The organism is Azorhizobium caulinodans ORS 571 (genome assembly GCF_000010525.1).
GTDB lineage: Bacteria > Pseudomonadota > Alphaproteobacteria > Rhizobiales > Xanthobacteraceae > Azorhizobium > Azorhizobium caulinodans.
On the sequence record NC_009937.1, the window covers coordinates 3506951 to 3525360 of the forward strand.

Sequence of the window (18410 nt, forward strand, 5' to 3'; positions counted from 1 at the left end):
GGGCTTCAACTCTACTCCGCGCAAACGCGATTCGGCGAGCGCGACGCCCTTTGGGGCACCGCGTCGCCTGTGGAGAACCTACACGCCGCGGCCTGCCGCGGCGCAGCGATCACTGAGACTTCGGAACCTGCGGGCCGGTGGGCGCCGGAGCGTCCGCGGCCGGAGGCGTCGGGGCCGCGGGAGCGGAGGCTCCCGGAGCCGCGCCCTGCGGCCGGATCTGGTCGAGGATGGAGCCGCCGGTCGGCACGCTCGGACCGCTCTGGCCGCTGGACGGCCCGAGGATCGAGGTGGGCGCGCGGCCCCAGCCTGCGAGAATCGTCAGGCCCAGGCTGGTGATGAAGAACAACGCGGCGAGCACCGCGGTCGCACGGGTCAGCACGTTGGCCGTGCCGCGCGCCGTGAAGAAGCCGCCGCCACCGCCGCCGCCGCCGATTCCCAGGCCACCGCCTTCGGAACGCTGAATCAGCACCACGCCGATGAGCGCGAGCACCACCAACAGGTGAATGACGATCAGAACGGTCTGCATGAATTCCATCATCCTCGCGCCGGGCGGGGCCCGGAGCGCCATTTGGGCGGTTCCTACACGAACGCTTCGCGCATGGAAAGCCTTGCCGCCCTGCGTTGCACGGCGGGCTGCCGCGCGGCCATGGCAAAGCCCCGCCGCGCCTTCATATAGGCCGCCGGCGGCCGTCCGAAAGGAGCCCTGCCCCTGTGAACAGCCGCCGGCCCGTCCTCAATGCCCGAGCACCGCCAGAAGCAGCAGCGCCACGATGTTGGTGATCTTGATCATGGGATTCACGGCCGGCCCCGCCGTGTCCTTGTAGGGATCGCCCACGGTGTCGCCAGTGACGGACGCCTTGTGCGCGTCAGACCCCTTGAGGTGGCGCACCCCGTCCTTGTCCACGAATCCGTCCTCGAAGGACTTCTTCGCATTGTCCCAGGCGCCGCCGCCGGAGGTCATGGAGATGGCGACGAACAGGCCGGTGACGATGACGCCGAGCAGCATCGCCCCCACCGCCGAGAAGGCCGCCGACTTGCCGGCCGCCCCGCCGCCCGCCACCAGATAGATGACGAAATAGCAGACGATGGGCGAGAGCACCGGCAACAGGGAGGGGATGATCATCTCCTTGATGGCGGCGCGGGTTAGCATGTCCACGGCGCGGGAATAGTCCGGCTTGTCGGTGCCGGCCATGATTCCCGGCTTCTCGCGGAACTGCCGGCGCACCTCCTCCACGATGGCGCCTGCCGCTCTTCCGACCGCCGTCATGCCCATGGCGGCGAAGAGGAAGGGCAGCAGGCCGCCGAACAGCAGGCCGACGACCACATAGGGATTTTCCAGCGAGAAGTTGGGGGACACGCCGGCGAAATAGCTGCCCGGCCGGGCCTGCGAGATGAAATAGCGCAGGTCCGCATTGTAGGCGGCGAACAGCACCAGCGCGCCGAGGCCCGCCGAGCCGATGGCATAGCCCTTGGTGACGGCCTTCGTGGTGTTGCCCACCGCATCCAGCGCATCGGTGGAGTGGCGAACCTCCTTGGGCAGGCCGGCCATTTCGGCGATACCGCCGGCATTGTCCGTCACCGGGCCGAAGGCATCGAGCGCCACCACCATGCCCGCCAGCGCCAGCATGGTCGTTGCCGCCACCGCAATGCCGAACAGGCCGGCCAAGCCATAGGCGACGAGGATGCCGGCGATGATGACGAGCGTGGGCAGCGCCGTCGATTCGAGCGAGACGGCGAGGCCCTGGATGATGTTGGTGCCGTGGCCGGTCACCGAGGCCTGCGCAATGGAGACCACCGGCCGATAGCCCGTGCCGGTGTAATATTCGGTGATGACGACGATGGCCCCGGTCACCGCCAGTCCGACGATTCCCGAGAGGAAAAGCTGCGTGCCGGTGAGCGCGGTCCCCGCGATGGGGCCGAAGCCTGTCAGCAGCCCCGTCACCAGTGCCAGCGCGAAGACCGAGAGGCCGGCGCTCGCCGCAAAGCCCTTGTAGAGCGCCCCCATGATGGAGGAGGTCGGCCCGAGCTTAACGAAGAAGGTGCCGGCGATGGAGGTGAGGATGCACACGCCGCCGATGGCCAGCGGATAGAGCACGAGATTGCCCAGAACGCCTGGGGCGCCGGAATAGAAGATGATGGCGAGCACCATGGTCGCCACCACCGTCACGGCATAGGTCTCGAACAGGTCCGCCGCCATGCCCGCGCAGTCGCCGACATTGTCGCCCACGTTGTCGGCGATGGTGGCGGGGTTGCGCGGGTCGTCCTCGGGAATGCCTGCCTCTACCTTGCCGACCAGATCGCCGCCCACGTCGGCGCCCTTGGTGAAGATGCCGCCGCCGAGGCGGGCGAAGATGGAGATGAGCGAGGCGCCGAAGCCCAGCGCCACGAGGGCATCCACCACAACGCGCTCGGTGAGGCCATAGCCCATGATGCGGGTGAGGAAGGTGAAGTAGACCGCGACCCCCAGCAGGGCGAGGCCGGCCACCAGAAGGCCGGTGACGGCGCCCGCCTTGAAAGCGAGGTCGAGCCCGCCGGCGAGCGATTTCGTCGCCGCCTGCGCCGTGCGCACATTGGCACGCACCGAGACATTCATGCCGATGAAGCCGGCAAGGCCGGAGAGAATGGCGCCGAGGGCAAAGCCGATGGCCACGAGCCAACCGAGGAAGACGCCCACCGCCAGGAAGATGACGACGCCCACGATGCCGATGGTGGCGTACTGCCGGCGCAGGTAGGCCTGCGCGCCTTCGGCGATCGCGGCGGCGATCTCCTGCATGCGTGGCGAGCCGGGATCGGCGGCCATGACCGCCCGCCCGGCCCAGATTCCGTAGCCCACGGCGAACAGTCCGCAGGCAATGATCAGCACGAGTGCCAACATATGACCAGCCCTCCCGTTTTCGTCCCGTATGCCTTTGTTTTTATGGGACGGGAGTGTGAGGGCCGGACGACAGGGGCGCAACCAAGTAATGCGACAGCAGAACTGCACTATTCCTTGGAGAGGAAGTGCCCGATGCGCGCCACCGCCGCCCGCATGTCTTCCGCCGACCCGGCATAGGAGAAGCGCAGGAACTGCTTGCCACGGAAGGGATCGAAGTCCACGCCCGGGGTCGCCGCAACGTGCGCCGCGTCGAGAAGCCGCGTCGCGAAGGCGTGCGAGTCGCCCGTGAAACGGGACACATCCGCATAAAGATAAAAGGCGCCGTCGGCCGGCAGGAAATGCTCGAGCCCGATCTTGGGAAGACCTTCGGTCAGGATGCGGCGGTTTTCCTCATAGCCATGCTTCACCGCATCCATCTCCTCCCGCCCGTCGAAGGCGGCCTCTGCGGCGATCTGCGACAGGGTGGGCACGGAGATGGAGAAGTTCTGCTGCAGGCGCTCCATGGTGCGCGACATGCCCTCGGGCACCACCATCCAGCCGACGCGCCAGCCGGTCATGCAGAAGTATTTGGAGAAGGAATTGATGACCACGGCATCGGGGGCCACCTCGGCCGCCGTCACCGCCGGGAAGGCATAATCGAGGCCGTGGTAGATCTCATCCGACACGAAACGCAGGCCGAGTTCCTTGGCCGCCGCATAAAGGGCGGTGAGCGCCGTGCGGTCCATCATGGTGCCGGTGGGATTGGCGGGGCTCGCCACCAGCACGCCTTTCAGCGGCTTTTCCGCATGGGCGGCGCGCAGCGTCTCGGGGGTCAGGGCGAATCGGTCTTCCGCCTTGGTCTCGATCAGCACCGGCTCGCAGCCGAGCGCCGAGAGCACATGGCGATAGGGCGGATAGCCGGGGGCGGCGATGGCCACCCGGTCGCCGGCCTCGAACAGGGCCAGGAAGGCGAGGATGAAGCCGCCGGACGAGCCGTTGGTCACCACCACCCGCTCGGGATCGAGGTCGAACCCGTGCTGCTCCTTGTAGTGCTTCGCGATGCGGGCGCGCAGGGAGGGAATGCCCAGCGCCGCCGTATAGCCCACCTGCCCGCGCTCCAGCGCGGCGGCCGCCGCCTTGCGGGCGGTGCGCGGCGCGGGCGCGGCGGGCTGGCCCACCTCCATGTGGATCACCTTCGCCCCCTCGGCTTCCAGGCGGGCCGCGTGCTCCATCACGTCCATCACGATGAAGGGCGCGACCTCCGAACGACGGGAGGCGGGAACGAGCGCGGGAGGAAGCACGAGGGAGGACATCACATTCGCTTTCGTGATCGGGAAACGGGCACGGAAGACGCAGCGTCAGCCAAGCCGCCGTCTTGCCGCCGCATTCGCCCCGAGGGTAGACGCTAGGACAACCGGAGCGGCAAGCCGTTCCGGCGGAACCGGTGGGGCGTGGTAACGCGCCGCCGCACTGTCGCCAAGGGGCGGGCGCAACCCGCCGCATGGTTCAGGAAGACGACCGAGCACCATTCGTGGGGGATCGACTGCTCGTGATGTTCGCCAGCCGCGCCGTTTGCCCAACCCGCGTCCTGCGCCGCGCATCCAGCGTGGCGCTCAGCCTCATCGCCAGTTGCCATCTGGCGCTTGCCCCGGCGCAGGCGCAGGAGAAGTCCGGTCGCGGCCTGCCGACCATCCGCGACACCGAGATCGAGAACCTGCTGCGCGACTACACCCGCCCCATCCTGCGCGCCGCCAAGCTGGCGCAGCAGAACATCGAGGTGGTGCTGGTCAACGACCGCAGCTTCAACGCCTTCGTGGCGGACGGCCGGCGCATCTTCATCAACACCGGCGCGCTCGTCGATTCGACGACGCCCAACCAGATCATCGGCGTGCTCGCCCATGAGACCGGCCATATCGCCGGCGGCCACCTCGCCCGGCGCCGCGAGCAGCTCGCGGGCGCGCAGACCATGGCCATCGTCGCCATGATGCTGGCGGCGGGCGGAGTCGCGGCGGGCGCGGCAAGCGGGGCCAATGGCGGCAACATGGGCAATGCGGCGGCGGGCGCTGTCATGGCGCCGCAGGAGATGATCCGCCGTTCGCTCCTCGCCTATCAGCGCGAGGAAGAGCAGGCCGCCGACCGGTCGGCAGTCACCTATCTCAACGCCACCCAGCAGTCGGCCAAGGGCATGCTGGAGACGTTCGAGCGCTTCCAGAACGACCAGTTGTTCCTGACCCAGCGCACCGATCCCTACCTGCTGAGCCACCCCATGGCCCGCGAGCGCATCGCGGCGCTGGAGGTGCTCGCCAAGGCCAGCCCCTATTTCAACGCCAAGGACCCGCCTGCCCTCCAGCACCGGCACGACATGATGCGGGCAAAGCTCATCGGCTTCCAGGAGCGGCCGGACGTGGTGGCGCGGCGCTATCCGCCCACCGACCAGTCCCTGCCCGCCCAATATGCCCGCGCCATCTCCGCCTATCGCTTCGCCAGCATGTCCGGGGCGGTGGCGCAGATCGACGCTCTCATCGCCAAGGAGCCGGGCAATCCCTATTTCCAGGAACTGAAGGGGCAGGCGCTGCTGGAGAGCGGCCGGGCGAGCGAGGCGGTGCCGCCGCTGCGCAAGGCGGTGGCCATGACCGACGGCGCACCGCTGATCCGCGCCATGCTCGGGCAGGCGCTGGTGGAGACCGGCAATGCGGGCATGATGGACGAGGCCATCCGCGAGCTGACCTTCTCAACCCAGCGCGATCCGGACAATGCCTCGGGCTGGCGCGCCCTTGCCAAGGCCTACGGTTTCAAGAACAACAGGCCGCAGGCGGATCTCGCCTCGGCGCAGGCGGCGCTCGCCACCGGCGACGTCCGCACCGCGCGGGAACTCGCCGCCCGCGCGCGCCAGACCTTTCCCCCCAATTCGCCCGGCTGGCTGAAGGCGGACGACATCGTCAACATCAAGCCGCCGCAATCCAGCGACAATCGCCAGTAGAATTGCCCTTCCGAACATGGAGAGACCGATGCTGTCCCGAACCGGCCTGCGTGCCGCCCTCGCCGCTGTGGCCGCCCTCGGGCTGACGGCAACCACCGTCCTCCCGGCCGCCGCCTTCACCGATCAGGAGAAGGCCGAGCTTGGCCCGCTGATCCGCGACTACCTGCTGAAGAACCCGGAAGTGCTCCAGGAAGCGATCGCCGTGCTGGAGAAGCGCCAGGGCGAGGCGGAGGCGCAGGCCCGGGCCAAGACCCTCGCCAGCATCAAGCCCAAGGTCTTCGACAGCCCGCGCGGCGTGGTGATCGGCAATCCGAAGGGCAACGTCACGCTGGTGGAGTTCTTCGATTACAACTGCGGTTACTGCAAGCACACGCTGTCCGACATCAATGCGCTGGTGAAGAACAATCCGAACCTGCGCGTGGTGCTGCGCGAGTTCCCGGTGCTCGGCCCGGGCTCGGTGGAAGCCGCGCAGGTGGCGGTGGCCGTCCGCATGGTCGCGCCCGACAAGTACAAGGCCTTCCACGACGCCCTGCTCAGCGGCCGTGGGCAGGCGGACCGCGCCCGCGCGCTGGCGGCAGCCAAGGAGGTGGGCATCGACGTCGCCCAGCTCCAGAAGCAGGCGACCTCGCCGGAGCTCAACGCCACTCTCGACGAGAGCATGGAGATCGCCCAGGCGCTCGGCCTCAACGGCACGCCGAGCTTCGTCATCGGCGACGAGGTGATCGTGGGCGCCGTCGGCCTCGAGAAGCTTCAGGAAGCGGTCACCAAGAACGGCAAGACCGCCGCCAACTGATCCCTGACGGGGGACTGCCCGGCCATATCTGGGCCGGCAGTCCCCCGCCTGCGGCATTGCCGCCATGTGACGGTCTGGTGAATGGGGTGAGATGGCGTCTTTCCTTGCGACGCAACGCCCCCTATAACCGCGCGGGCCCGGACGCTGCCGGGTCGCAGCTGAACCGTCAGGATGTCCGACACCATCCACGTCCTCAACGGACCCAATCTGAACCTCCTCGGCACCCGCGAGCCCGGCATCTACGGTGCCGCGACGCTGGCCGACGTTGAGGCGCTCTGCCGCACGACCGCGGCCCAGCACGGGCTCGAGCTCGTCTTCCGCCAGAGCAATCACGAAGGCGATCTGGTGGACTGGATCCAGGCTGCGGCAGGCTCCGTCGGCGTGGTCCTGAATGCCGGCGCCTATACCCACACCTCCGTCGCGTTGCGCGATGCCATTGCCGGCACCGGCGTTCCCGCCGTCGAGGTGCATCTGTCGAACGTGTTCGCCCGCGAACCCTTCCGTCACCATTCCTATCTCTCGCCGGTGGTGCGGGGCGTGATCTGCGGCTTCGGGCCCCAGAGCTACGTCCTCGGCATCACGGCGCTCGCCACAACCCGGCCGGCGCGCCCCTGAGCGCGGCCCTCACCCTTCAGGAGCTCATGCGTGGCTGAACCCGCGTACGTGCAGGATGAAATGAAAAACTCCAAGACCCCCATCGATACCGACGTCATCCGCGAGATCGCGAACCTCCTGTCCGGCAGCGACCTGACGGAGATCGAAGTCGAGGCCGACAATCTGCGCATCCGCGTCGCGCGCACGCCGGCCCCGGTGACGGTGGCAGCCGCCGCGCCGGTCGCAGTGGCCCCCGCCGCCGCGCCCTTGGCCACGGTCGCCGCCGTCGCCCTCGAGCCGACGAGCGCCGACTTCTCCAAGCATCCGGGCGTCGTAACGTCTCCCATGGTCGGCACCGCCTACCGCTCGCCCGAGCCCGGCGCGCCGTCCTTCGTCGAAGTCGGCACGCAGGTGCGGGAAGGCCAGACGCTGCTGATCGTCGAGGCCATGAAGACCATGAACGCCATTCCCGCCCCGCGCGCCGGCACGGTCACGCGCATCCTGGTGGAGAACGGCCGCCCGGTGGAATACGGCGAGCCCCTGCTCGTCATCGAGTGAGGCCGGACGGCCTCGATCGGCGCCGGCGGCCCCGCCCCGGCGACACAGGACTGGAAGCGGCACGTCCCCGGCCCCGCCGGGACGCGCCTTCCCTTAAAGGACCCGCGCACCCGGACCCGTCCCGCGGCGACCCCGCCCGGCGGAGCGGCTGCCAAGCAGGCTGAAGCCCGATGTTCGAGAAAATCCTGATTGCCAACCGCGGCGAGATTGCCCTGCGCATCCTGCGCGCGTGTAAGGAGCTGGGCATCGCCACCGTCGCCGTGCACTCCACCGCCGATGCGGATGCCATGCACGTGCGCCTTGCCGACGAGAGCGTGTGCATCGGCCCGCCGCAGGCCCGCGAGAGCTACCTCAACATTCCCTCGCTGCTCGCCGCCTGCGAGATCACCGGCGCGGACGCAGTTCACCCCGGCTACGGCTTCCTCGCCGAGAACGCCCGCTTCGCCGAGATCCTGGCGGACCACAAGGTCCACTTCATCGGTCCGAAGCCCGAGCATATCCGCATCATGGGCGACAAGATCGAGGCCAAGAAGACCGCGCAGAAGCTCGGCATCCCGGTGGTGCCCGGCTCCGACGGCGGCATCAATTCGGATGAGGAGGCCCATCGGGTCGCGGCCGAGATCGGCTTCCCGGTGCTGGTGAAGGCCGCCGCGGGTGGCGGCGGGCGCGGCATGAAGGTGGCGATGACCGCCGACGACCTGAGCCAGGCCCTCTCCACCGCCCGCACCGAGGCCAAGGCGGCCTTCGGCGATGACGCGGTCTATCTGGAGAAATATCTCGTCACCCCGCGCCACATCGAGATTCAGGTGCTGGGCGACGGCAAGGGCAATGCGGTGCACCTCGGCGAGCGCGACTGCTCGCTCCAGCGCCGTCACCAAAAGGTGTGGGAGGAAGCCCCCTCCCCGGCGCTCGAAGCCGCCCAGCGCCAGGAGATCGGCGAGACGGTGGCGAAAGCCATGCGCGAGCTGAAGTATCTCGGCGTCGGCACGGTCGAGTTCCTGTACGAGAACGGCCGCTTCTATTTCATCGAGATGAACACCCGCATCCAGGTGGAGCATCCGGTGACGGAAGAGATCACCGGAATCGATCTCATCAACGAGCAGATCCGCGTCGCCGCCGGCCTGCCGATGACGCTCACGCAGGACGACGTCAAGATCACCGGCCACGCCATCGAGTGCCGCATCAATGCCGAGCACCCGACGACCTTCCGGCCCTCGCCCGGCAAGATCACCCACTATCACGTGCCCGGCGGCCTCGGCATCCGCGTGGATAGCAATGCCTATCAGGGCTATTCGATCCCGCCCCACTACGATTCGCTGGTGGGCAAGCTGATCGTGCACGGCTCCAACCGCGAGGAATGCCTGCGCCGCCTGCGCCGGGCGCTCGACGAGTTCGTGGTGGACGGCATCGAGACGACCCTGCCCCTGTTCCGCACGCTGGTGCGCACCAAGGACATTCAGGACGGCCAGTATGACATCCACTGGCTGGAGCACTTCCTGGCCAAGGGTGAAGGCTGAACTTCACCGATCCTGAAACAAGAACGGCGGGCCTCGGGCCCGCCGTTTGCGTTTCCAGGCGCCGGAACGCGTCAGTCTTCCTCGATCAGGCTGAACTGGGCGGTCTTCTCGTCATAGGAGAAGACCTCGCCATAGCGGCCCCAGGCGATGACCGTGCGCAGCGTCCGCTCGGCGAATTCCTCGGACATGTGGTCTTCCAGCTCCTCCGAGAAGCGCGAATAGGGCGCCCGGTGGGTGGGGCGCTCGTCCAGCACGCGGCGGATGTGGGCGGCGATCGCCACATGGGCCAGAAGATGCTTGGCGAACAGCGCCTTGCGCGGCTCCACGTCCGCCTCCACGAACGCCTTCCCCTCGGCGGTGAGGATGAGGTCGCCCTGTGTCACCTCCGCGAAGCGCAGCATCTGCAGCGTCTCGGCGATGGGGAAGAGGTCGTCACCCGACATGTTCAGGCTGTCCGCCAGCGCCGGCAGGTCGGCCCGGCCGTCGTAGGGGGAGTCCGCAAGCTCTTCCAGCAGGCCCGCCATGAGGTTGGTGGTGACCGGCTCCAGCGCCGTCGAAAGGCTCGCCTCATGACGCTGCGCCCCGCCCACCGGCGCGGCGCCGGGGGCGTCGCGATTGGTCATGCGGGCGTAGATATCCTCCACCAGCGCGCGGAATTCCGGCGCCTGACGGTCGCGCGGGTGCGGCAGGGTGATGGGCATCTCGAAGGCGACGCGGCCGGGATTGGACGAGAAGATCATCACCCGGTCGCACATGAGGACGGCTTCCTCGATGTTGTGCGTGACGATGAGGATGGACTTGATGGGCAGGCGCCCCTCCATCCAGAGGTCGATGATATCGGTGCGCAGCGTCTCCGCGGTCAGCACGTCGAGGGCCGAGAAGGGCTCGTCCATGAGCATCAGGCGCGGATGCACCACCAGCGCGCGCGCGAAGCCCACGCGCTGGCGCATGCCGCCGGACAGTTCCTTCGGATAGGCGCTCTCGAAGCCGCCGAGGCCGATGAGGTCGATGGCCTCCTCCGCCCGGCGCCGCCGCTCGGCCGCATCGACGCCCAGCGCCTCAAGCCCGATCTCCACATTCTGGCGCACGGTGAGCCAGGGAAAGAGGGCGAAGGTCTGGAAGACCATGGAGAGGCCCTGGCACGGGCCGTTCACCGGCTTGCCCATCCAGCGCACGTCGCCGGAGTAAGGCGGCACGAGGCCGGAGATGATGCGCAGCAGCGTGGACTTGCCGGAGCCGGAACGGCCCAGCAGGCCGACGATCTCGCCTTCCTTGATAGAGAGAGAGACGTCGTCCAGCACCAGATAACGGTTGTTGTCGCTCTTCTTGAACGACTGCACCACATGCGAGAGCTGCACGAGCGGCGCGTTGACCTCAACGGAGCGGTTGTCGAGCATGGTGGATTTCCTCAGTCGAGGCGCAGGCGCTTGGCGGCGAAATCGAACAGCGGCCGCCAGAGGGTGCGGTTGAAGGCGATGACGTAGAGCGACATGACGGCGATGCCCAGCGTGATGCGCGGATAGTCCGCCGCCGTGGTGGCATCGGCGATGTAGGAGCCGAGCCCCTCGGCGCGGAGCGTGGTCGAGCCCCAGCTCGCCACCTCGGCGACGATGGAGGCGTTCCAGGAGCCCCCGCTCGCGGTGAGGGCGCCGGTCACGTAATAAGGGAACACCCCCGGCAGGATGACCTTGAACCACCACTGCGCCCCGCGCAGGTGGAAGGAGGAGGCCGCCTCCTTCATGTCATTGGGAAAGGCGCTGGCGCCCGCGATGACGTTGAAGAGGATGTACCACTGGGTGCCCAGCACCATCAGCGGCGACAGCCAGATGTTGGGATCGAGCCCGAGGCGCACGATCACCACCACCGCGAACGGAAAGACGATGTTGGCCGGGAAGGCGGCGAGGAACTGCGCCACCGGCTGCAGCGCGTTCGCAACCTTGGGCCGGAGGCCGATCCAGACCCCTACGGGCACCCAGATGAGGGAGGCGAGCGCGATCAGCACCGCCACCCGGATCAGCGTCAGGAAGCCGAGCCAGAACACATGGCCCACCTCGGCGAGCCCCACCTCGGTGGCGACGAAGCTGACGATGAGCCAAACGCCATAGACGGCCATGGCGACGACCATCACCAGCCAGGCGTGATCCATGGGCCGGCTGGACCAGGCGGCGTTCACCTGCCCCGGCAGGCGCACGGGCAGGCGCAGCGGCAGGGCCGCGAGTCCGCGGAACAGGCCGCCGACGGGCGACAGGAGGAGGCGGAACAGATGCGCCCGCTTCACCATGTCGAGCACCCAGGAGCGCGGCGGCGGCGCGCCCGCGGACTGCTCGAAGCGGAAGCGGTCGGCCCAGGCCACCAGCGGGCGGAACAGCAGCTGGTCGTAGATCAGGATGATGACCAGCATCGCCCCGACCGACCACGCCACGGCTGTGAGATTCCGTTCGGCGATGGCGGTGGACACATAGGCGCCGATGCCCGGCAGGGTGATGGTGGTGTTGCCAACCGAAATGGCCTCCGACGCCACCACGAAGAACCACCCGCCCGACATGGACATCATCGTGTTCCACACGAGGCCCGGCATGGAGAAGGGCACCTCCAGCCGCCAGAAGCGCTGCCAGCCGGTGAGGCGAAAGCCGCGCGAGACCTCCACGAGGTCGCGCGGCAGCGTCTTCAGCGACTGGTAGAAGCTGAAGGTCATGTTCCAGGCCTGGCTGGTGAAGATGGCGAACACCGCCGCCATCTCGACGCCAATCACCTTGCCGGGGAACAGATTCATGAAGAACAGCACGGTGAAGGACAGGAAGCCCAGCACCGGCACCGACTGGAGGATGTCCAGCACCGGGATGAGCACCATCTCCGCCCGCCGGCTCTTCGCCGCAAGCGCACCGTAGATGAAGGTGAAGACCAGCGAGGCCACGATCGCCGCCAGCATGCGCAGCGTGGTGCGCAGGGCATATTCCGGCAGATCCCACGGACTGAGCGAGATCGGCGCCTGTTCCATCTCAGAGATGGGGATGAGCGTCTGCTGCGTGCCCTGCGTGAAGAGGGCAAACATCCCGAACACCAGCAGGAAGGCGAACAGGTCGAAGGGGGTCACGAAGGAACGACGCGGATCGCGCGTCGTGGTGACAGCGGCGGATTGGAAAAACATGACGGACACCCGCTGTGTACGAGACGGAAGGAACGCCCGCCGAGCGAGAAAACATCACGCCGGCACGGGAGAGCGGCCCGGTCCGGCGGGACATGCGCTCGCTCGCGCATGCTCTGGAGCGCGCTCCAAGCCGCCCGGACCATGGGCAGATCGGCGCGTGCTCTGTTACGTTATGTTGACCGGCAAGACTGGCGCGATCCACGCTGGCCCCTGACCAACGCCCGGAACGCCCAGTAGCGCGGCTCCATGACAAATAAACTACGGTCGTGCAAGACGAAGTTTGAGCGACCGTCTCAACCCACTATTACCGCTGCGACAGCTTTCGCAGCGTTCTTCAGCCCTTGCGGATCACCAGCAGGGCCGATGTGAAGACGTAGCCGAAGAATTTGAGCTTGATGTGCTTGCGTCCGGGCAGGCCAAAAGGCGGCTCGTCATAGTTGAGATCATAGGCATGCGTGCCGGCGTCGAAGTCGATGGGCTCGACGCCGCAGCGGTCCATCCGCAGCAGATGGTCCAGTTCCTCCAGGTCGCGCTGGCGATAGATCACGGCGCCGCCTCGGCTGCGCGTGCGGGTGTTGGAACTGACATTGTATTCGGTGGTGTGGACCGCGATGCCGCCGGGCTTCAGGAAGCGCGTGGACTCGCGCACGAAGTCGAAACCCTTCTGAAGGCTCCCCAGATGCTCCATGGCGCAGCAGCTCCAGATGAAATCATAGGAGCCGATGCCGAGTTCATCATCGAGCCTGCGCATGTCGGCGGACCGGAAGGCGACCCGTTCCTCGAACCCCGCCTTGTCCACGATGTCGGGATAATGGATGACATCGCGCGCCGTCGCATGCTCGTTGCTCTCCACCCAGCGGGCCGACCTGGCGTCCACCAGATCGGTCGCGAGGACGCTGACGCCGCAGGACGCGAAATAGGACGCCAGAGGTTCGCGGCCCACCGCAAAGCCGAGACCGGTCCGGCCCGCCCGGAGCATGCCGCGCTCCTCAAGAGCCGCGCAGACGGCCGCGAACTCCCAGCTCTTGCGCTGGTCAGGGCCGGAGAGCCGCAGGCGCTCGAAAAAGCGCTTGTACCAGTCGGTCTGAAAATGCTCGTAGCGGCAAACAGTTGAACTCGGCAAGGACGCCCCCAACAGCATCATGACGCGTCGCATAGGACACGCCCGATACCGTGGAGGCAAGCGCCACGGCGGCGCGGGACGCCTCAGTCCTCGCCGCGGACCTGAGCCGCGCCGAAGCGGCGTTTCACGAGGTCCACCCGCTCGGGGAGGATGCGCAGCGAGACCACCACATGGCCGTCCGCACCGCTCTCCCGCTCCAGCACCTCACCATGCCGATAGAGCCAGCCGAGCCCCTCGCCGTCCTCCGCCGCCAGCGTCACAGACAGCAGCGTGCGGCCGGCCGTGACGTGGGCTTCGATGCGGTCGAGCAAGGCCGGCGCGCCCTCCCCGGTCAACGCCGAGACGAGCTCGGGGCGTGCTTCCGGCTCCGCGCGCGCGGCCGTGTTCAGGAGTTGCTCGCGCTCCGCCTCAGGCAGGATGTCGATCTTGTTCCAGACCTCCACCAGCCGGCCGCCGGCCTCGACGTCGATGCCGAGTTCGGTCAGCACGTCCTTCACGTCCGCCGCCTGGGCATCGGTGTCGGGGTGGGAGATGTCACGCACGTGCAGGATCACGTCCGCCTCGATCACCTCTTCCAGCGTGGCGCGGAAGGCGGCGACGAGTTGCGTCGGCAACTCGGAGATGAAGCCCACCGTGTCGGACAGGATGACGCGCGTGCCATGGGGCAGGTCGACGGCGCGCAAGGTCGGATCGAGGGTGGCGAACAGGAGATCCTGTGCCATCACCTCGGCCTGCGTCAGCCGGTTGAACAGGGTGGACTTGCCGGCATTGGTGTAGCCGACGAGCGCCACCACCGGATAAGGCACGCGCTTGCGGCTGGTACGGTGGAGAGCGCGGGTGCGCTTCACCTGCTCCAGTTCACGCTCGATGCGGATGATGCGCTCGCCGATCTGCCGACGATCCGCCTCGATCTGGGTCTCGCCGGGGCCGCCGAGGAAGCCGAAGCCGCCGCGCTGGCGCTCCAGATGGGTCCAGGACCGCACGAGGCGCGAACGCTGGTAGTTCAGGTGGGCGAGTTCCACCTGAAGCGTGCCTTCCTTGGTGCGGGCACGACTGCCGAAGATTTCGAGAATCAGGGCCGTGCGGTCCACCACCTTTGCGGACCACGCCTTCTCGAGATTGCGCTGCTGGACGGGCGACAGGGCCGCATCGACGAAGACGAGGCCGACCTCCTCCGCCGCAACGATGCCCGCGATCTCCTCGACCTTGCCGGAGCCGATATAGGTGGCCGGCTTCACCTCGGAGATGAGGACAAGGCCCTTATACACGACGTCGAGGTCGATGGCGGCGGCAAGGCCCACCGCCTCCTCCAGACGCGCCTCGGGGCTGCGCCGGTCTGCACCGGCGCGCGCCCCGCGCTTGGTCACCTGTGGGGTAATGACGGCACAACGGGTGGGCGGAGCGTGACGGTCCACGCCCTTCAGTCCACCCCCCGCTGCGCCCCGCGGTCCCTTAAGCTCCACGCCGGATCACGCTTTCTCCGAAGCCACCTCGTCGGTGGGATCAAACAGTTGCACCGGATGCCCGGGCATGATCGTGGAGATAGCGTGCTTGTAGACCAATTGCGAGTGCCCGTCGCGACGCAGGAGCACGCAGAAGTTGTCGAACCAGGTCACGACGCCCTGGAGCTTCACGCCATTCACCAGGAAGATGGTGAGGGGCGTCTTGCTCTTGCGGACGTGGTTGAGAAAGGTGTCTTGCAGGTTTTGTGTGCGTTCCGCCGCCATTTTCGTATCCGTTTCTTTCGGCGTTGCCCCGTCATGTCACACGGTCGCGATGCCGCAAGGGCAAGGCAAGACGATGCGCAAACAGGAATTCCGGCGCTAGCATGGCACACCGTTACGCCAGCGCAAGATTATTTTGCCCTGCAACATAACCGCCCTGTCGAGGGCGGAGCGGGGACGATGCCGTGCGCTCCGAGCGAGCGGGAGCATGGCCTTGCGCACGCTGTGACGCTCAAGGGCGCTGCCGGCTGAGCCCCCGGTTTACGCCGCGATCACAAGCGCGGCATGTGCCCGACGGCGTTGCGGTCAGGTCCGCCAGAAGGCGAGGTGGATGATGACGAAGGCACCGACCGTCTCCAGCCGTCCGGCGATCATCGCGAAACCGGCCCCGACCGCTGCCAGCAGGTCGAAGTCCTCCGGCCCCGGCGTGCCGTCGAGCAGCGGCCCCGTATTGCTCAAAGCGGACACCGCCGTGGACACCGCCGCCTCGAAGCTCGGCATGCTGCCCGCGATGAGGATGAGCGCTGCGGCAAAGGTCAGGCAGAGGGCGACCATGCCCACCCACACGCCGCGCATGGCCGAGCCGACTCCGCCCTCTCCGGTGCGCGAGGGCTGGACGAGATTGGGATAGACCAGCCGCATCAGATCGCCCCGCGCCCGCAGCAGCATGGCCCGCACGCGCAGGATCTTCAGGCCGCCCGAGACCGACAGCGCCCCGCCGCCCACGAAGGCCACGGCAAGGACCAGAGCCGGCGGCAGTTCGTCGAAGGCCCCCCGGTGGGGCGCAAGCCCGGTGGTGGAGATCAGCGAGGCCGCGCCGAACAGCCCGTCGAGCACCGCTTCATGGGTGTGGAGGCCGGCGGCGCCCCGGAAGAAATAGGCGCCCATGACGAGGCCGAACACCGCCCAGTAGCCGAACAGGATCAGGCTCTCGCCCTGCTCGGGGGCCGCGTGGATGCGCCGGGACACCAGGGCCTTGTGCCAGCGCACGCTGGTGGCAGACCAGAGCAGGAAGGGAATGGTCACCCACCGGCCCGGCACGCTGGCCGCCAGGAATTCATGCACCTCCGGCGGCACGTGCGCGCCGGTGGAGATGACGGCGGTGGCGAGCGTCGCGGCGGAGAGGAGCGAGGCCCCCGCGCCCAGCATCGCAATGAAGGCAACGAGGGTCGCGAGGCCATAGATGGGCGCCACGGTGCCGAGCGCATCCAGCAGATCGATGGCTTCCACCGTCTCCCCCGGATGAACCGCCCGGTCCGGCAGGCCCGCTACCCCGGCGGGGGCCAGCACGGCGATGCCGGCCACCAGGGTCAGCAGCCCGCCGGCCCATTGCAGCAGGGCGAGCCAGACATGGAGGCTGGCCGGCGCCTCGCCCACGGACGACAGGCCGGTGGTCGTGAAGGCGGACAGTGCCTCCAGCACCGCCCCGCCGAAAGCCATGGGCGCCAGCACGGCCACGGCGGGGGCCGCCATGATCGGAACCAGCAGCCAGAGCACGCCGAGCGCGGCGAACAGATGCAGCCGCCGCAGCCGGCCCGGCCGCCCGCGCACCGCCAGATGCACCGCACCCGCCAGGAACAGGCTCGCCACGGCCGTGGCGATGAAGACGGGCGCAGATCCGTCCCGCGCGCCGAGGCCCACCAGCGCCGGCACGAGCGCCGCCGCGGCGAGCAGCGCCAGCACCAGGGCGAACAGGCGGAGAATGGGGGCCATCGGGAGGGCTCAGAAGAATTCGAGGCTGACGCGGAAGAGCTGCTCCACACGCTTGATGTCGTCGGCCAATGCGAACAGCACCACACGGTCCTGCGCCCGCACAACCGTATCGCCGCTCGGGCGCATGACGACGCCGTTGCGCACCACCGCGCCGATGCGCATGCCCTTGAGCAGGTCGATGTCGCGTAGCGGGCGGCCCACCAGCGGTGAGGTCTCGAGCGCCTCCGCCTCGATCATCTCGCCGGCCCCGTCCAGCAGCGAGTGCACGCCCCGGATGCGGCCGCGCCGCACGTGCTGGAGCACCTTGGAGACGGTGATCTGGCGCGGATTGACGTAGGCGTCGATGCCGAGCCCGTGGGCAAAGCCCGCATAGCCCTGCTCGTTCACCAAGGCGAGGATGCGCTGGGCGCCGAGTTGCTTGGCGAGCAGGCAGGAGAGGATGTTGACGCGGTCGTCATTGGTGAGGGCGATCATGGTGTCGCTGTCGGCGACCCCGGCCTCGTCGAGGATCTCGCGTGCGAGCGAGTCGCCATGGAGCACCACCGAGCGCGACAGCCCCTCCGCGATGGCCTGCGCCCGCTCGCGATTGCTCTCCACCACCTTGATGCGCGCGGCCGCGTTCCGCTTCTCCAGCTCCTGCGCCACGTAGAGGCCGATGTTGCCGCCGCCGCCGATGATGATGCGCTTGGCCGGGATTTCGTCGTGGCCGAAGATGGAGAGCGTGCGCCCCACCTGATCGGCGGGAGCGACGAAATAGGCGATGTCCCCGGTCTGGATCTGGTCCGACGAGCGGGTCGCCATCACCTTGCCGTTGCGGTTGATGGCAACGATGGTCGCCGGCAGGTCGGGGAAGAGCTGGGTGAGCTGGGTGAGCGGGGTGTCGACCACCGGGCAGGCCTCGCCGCACAGCACGCCGGCGATCACCACCGAGCCGTCGCCGAAGGAGACCGTATCCACCGCCCCCGGCAGCGAGAGGCGCCGCAGCACCATCTCGCCCACCTCGATCTCCGGTGAAATCACCACGTCGATGGGCATATGGTCGCGGGAGAGCATGCTGCGCCATTCGGGCTGCAGATAGGTCTGGGCGCGGATGCGGGCGACCTTGGTCGGCACGTTGAACAGCGAATGGCCCACCTGGCAGGCCACCATGTTCACTTCGTCATGCAGGGTGACCGCGATCAGCATGTCCGCCTGCTCGATGCCGGCACGGGCCAGCACGTCCGGATGGGAGCCATGGCCCACCACGCCGCGCACGTCGAGCTGGTCGGTGGCGATCTGGATCCGGCGCGGGCTCGCATCGACGATGGAGACGTCGTTCTGCTCGCTGGCGAGGCGCTCGGCAATGCCGAACCCCACCTGCCCTGCCCCGCAGATCACGACCTTCATGACCACCCCCCGCCGCCTGA

General features: G+C 68.0%; 15 protein-coding genes. 5 read left to right on the top strand and 10 right to left on the bottom strand.

The features are described from left to right. Window positions 1-109 precede the first annotated feature (109 nt). The 3 genes from secG to AZC_RS15840 all read right to left on the bottom strand — a co-directional run bounded on the left by secG (window position 110) and on the right by AZC_RS15840 (window position 4167). A complete protein-coding gene (secG, locus tag AZC_RS15830; RefSeq protein ID WP_012171592.1) occupies window positions 110-526 on the bottom strand; it encodes a preprotein translocase subunit SecG in 417 nt (138 codons plus the stop codon). 207 nt (window positions 527-733) lie between these two features. Further along, window positions 734-2875: a sodium-translocating pyrophosphatase gene (locus AZC_RS15835; protein WP_012171593.1), complete on the bottom strand. Its 2142-nt coding sequence runs from the start codon at window positions 2873-2875 to the stop codon at window positions 734-736. A 107-nt stretch (window positions 2876-2982) separates the two neighbouring features. Then, the gene (locus AZC_RS15840; protein WP_148209859.1) at window positions 2983-4167 is read right to left on the bottom strand and encodes a pyridoxal phosphate-dependent aminotransferase; all 1185 of its coding nucleotides are present in this window, start codon (window positions 4165-4167) and stop codon (window positions 2983-2985) included. A 239-nt stretch (window positions 4168-4406) separates the two neighbouring features. On the opposite strand from AZC_RS15840, the gene AZC_RS15845 reads away from it, so the two are divergent. The 5 genes from AZC_RS15845 to accC all read left to right on the top strand — a co-directional run bounded on the left by AZC_RS15845 (window position 4407) and on the right by accC (window position 9296). Then, window positions 4407-5834 (top strand): M48 family metalloprotease, encoded by a 1428-nt coding sequence (locus AZC_RS15845; protein WP_043879462.1) that lies wholly within the window; start codon window positions 4407-4409, stop codon window positions 5832-5834. A gap of 28 nt (window positions 5835-5862) precedes the next feature. Beyond that, window positions 5863-6627 (top strand): DsbA family protein, encoded by a 765-nt coding sequence (locus tag AZC_RS15850; RefSeq protein ID WP_043879463.1) that lies wholly within the window; start codon window positions 5863-5865, stop codon window positions 6625-6627. A gap of 171 nt (window positions 6628-6798) precedes the next feature. After that, window positions 6799-7242, top strand: a complete 444-nt coding sequence (gene aroQ / locus AZC_RS15855; protein ID WP_012171597.1) for a type II 3-dehydroquinate dehydratase — start codon at window positions 6799-6801, stop codon at window positions 7240-7242. Window positions 7243-7302: 60 nt separating this feature from the next. Continuing rightward, the gene (gene accB, locus AZC_RS15860; RefSeq protein ID WP_012171598.1) at window positions 7303-7779 is read left to right on the top strand and encodes an acetyl-CoA carboxylase biotin carboxyl carrier protein; all 477 of its coding nucleotides are present in this window, start codon (window positions 7303-7305) and stop codon (window positions 7777-7779) included. A gap of 170 nt (window positions 7780-7949) precedes the next feature. Then, window positions 7950-9296 (top strand): acetyl-CoA carboxylase biotin carboxylase subunit, encoded by a 1347-nt coding sequence (gene accC, locus AZC_RS15865; RefSeq protein WP_012171599.1) that lies wholly within the window; start codon window positions 7950-7952, stop codon window positions 9294-9296. A gap of 71 nt (window positions 9297-9367) precedes the next feature. Here accC and AZC_RS15870 read toward each other — a convergent pair whose 3' ends face one another. From AZC_RS15870 to trkA, 7 genes are all read right to left on the bottom strand, one after another. Next, entirely contained in the window at window positions 9368-10693 is a 1326-nt protein-coding gene (locus tag AZC_RS15870; protein WP_012171600.1) for an ABC transporter ATP-binding protein, read from the bottom strand. An 11-nt stretch (window positions 10694-10704) separates the two neighbouring features. Next, entirely contained in the window at window positions 10705-12444 is a 1740-nt protein-coding gene (locus AZC_RS15875) for an ABC transporter permease (RefSeq protein ID WP_052285955.1), read from the bottom strand. Between the two features lie 334 nt (window positions 12445-12778). Further along, a complete protein-coding gene (locus AZC_RS15880; protein WP_158304125.1) occupies window positions 12779-13567 on the bottom strand; it encodes an SAM-dependent methyltransferase in 789 nt (262 codons plus the stop codon). Window positions 13568-13650: 83 nt separating this feature from the next. Further along, window positions 13651-14982 (bottom strand): GTPase HflX, encoded by a 1332-nt coding sequence (gene hflX, locus AZC_RS15885; protein WP_420794809.1) that lies wholly within the window; start codon window positions 14980-14982, stop codon window positions 13651-13653. 54 nt (window positions 14983-15036) lie between these two features. Next, entirely contained in the window at window positions 15037-15294 is a 258-nt protein-coding gene (gene hfq / locus AZC_RS15890; RefSeq protein WP_012171604.1) for an RNA chaperone Hfq, read from the bottom strand. A 303-nt stretch (window positions 15295-15597) separates the two neighbouring features. Continuing rightward, on the bottom strand, window positions 15598-17004 hold the full coding sequence (locus AZC_RS15895; RefSeq protein WP_012171605.1) for a potassium transporter TrkG: 1407 nt from the start codon (window positions 17002-17004) through the stop codon (window positions 15598-15600). A gap of 9 nt (window positions 17005-17013) precedes the next feature. Continuing rightward, on the bottom strand, window positions 17014-18390 hold the full coding sequence (gene trkA / locus AZC_RS15900) for a Trk system potassium transporter TrkA (protein WP_012171606.1): 1377 nt from the start codon (window positions 18388-18390) through the stop codon (window positions 17014-17016). Window positions 18391-18410 lie beyond the last annotated feature (20 nt).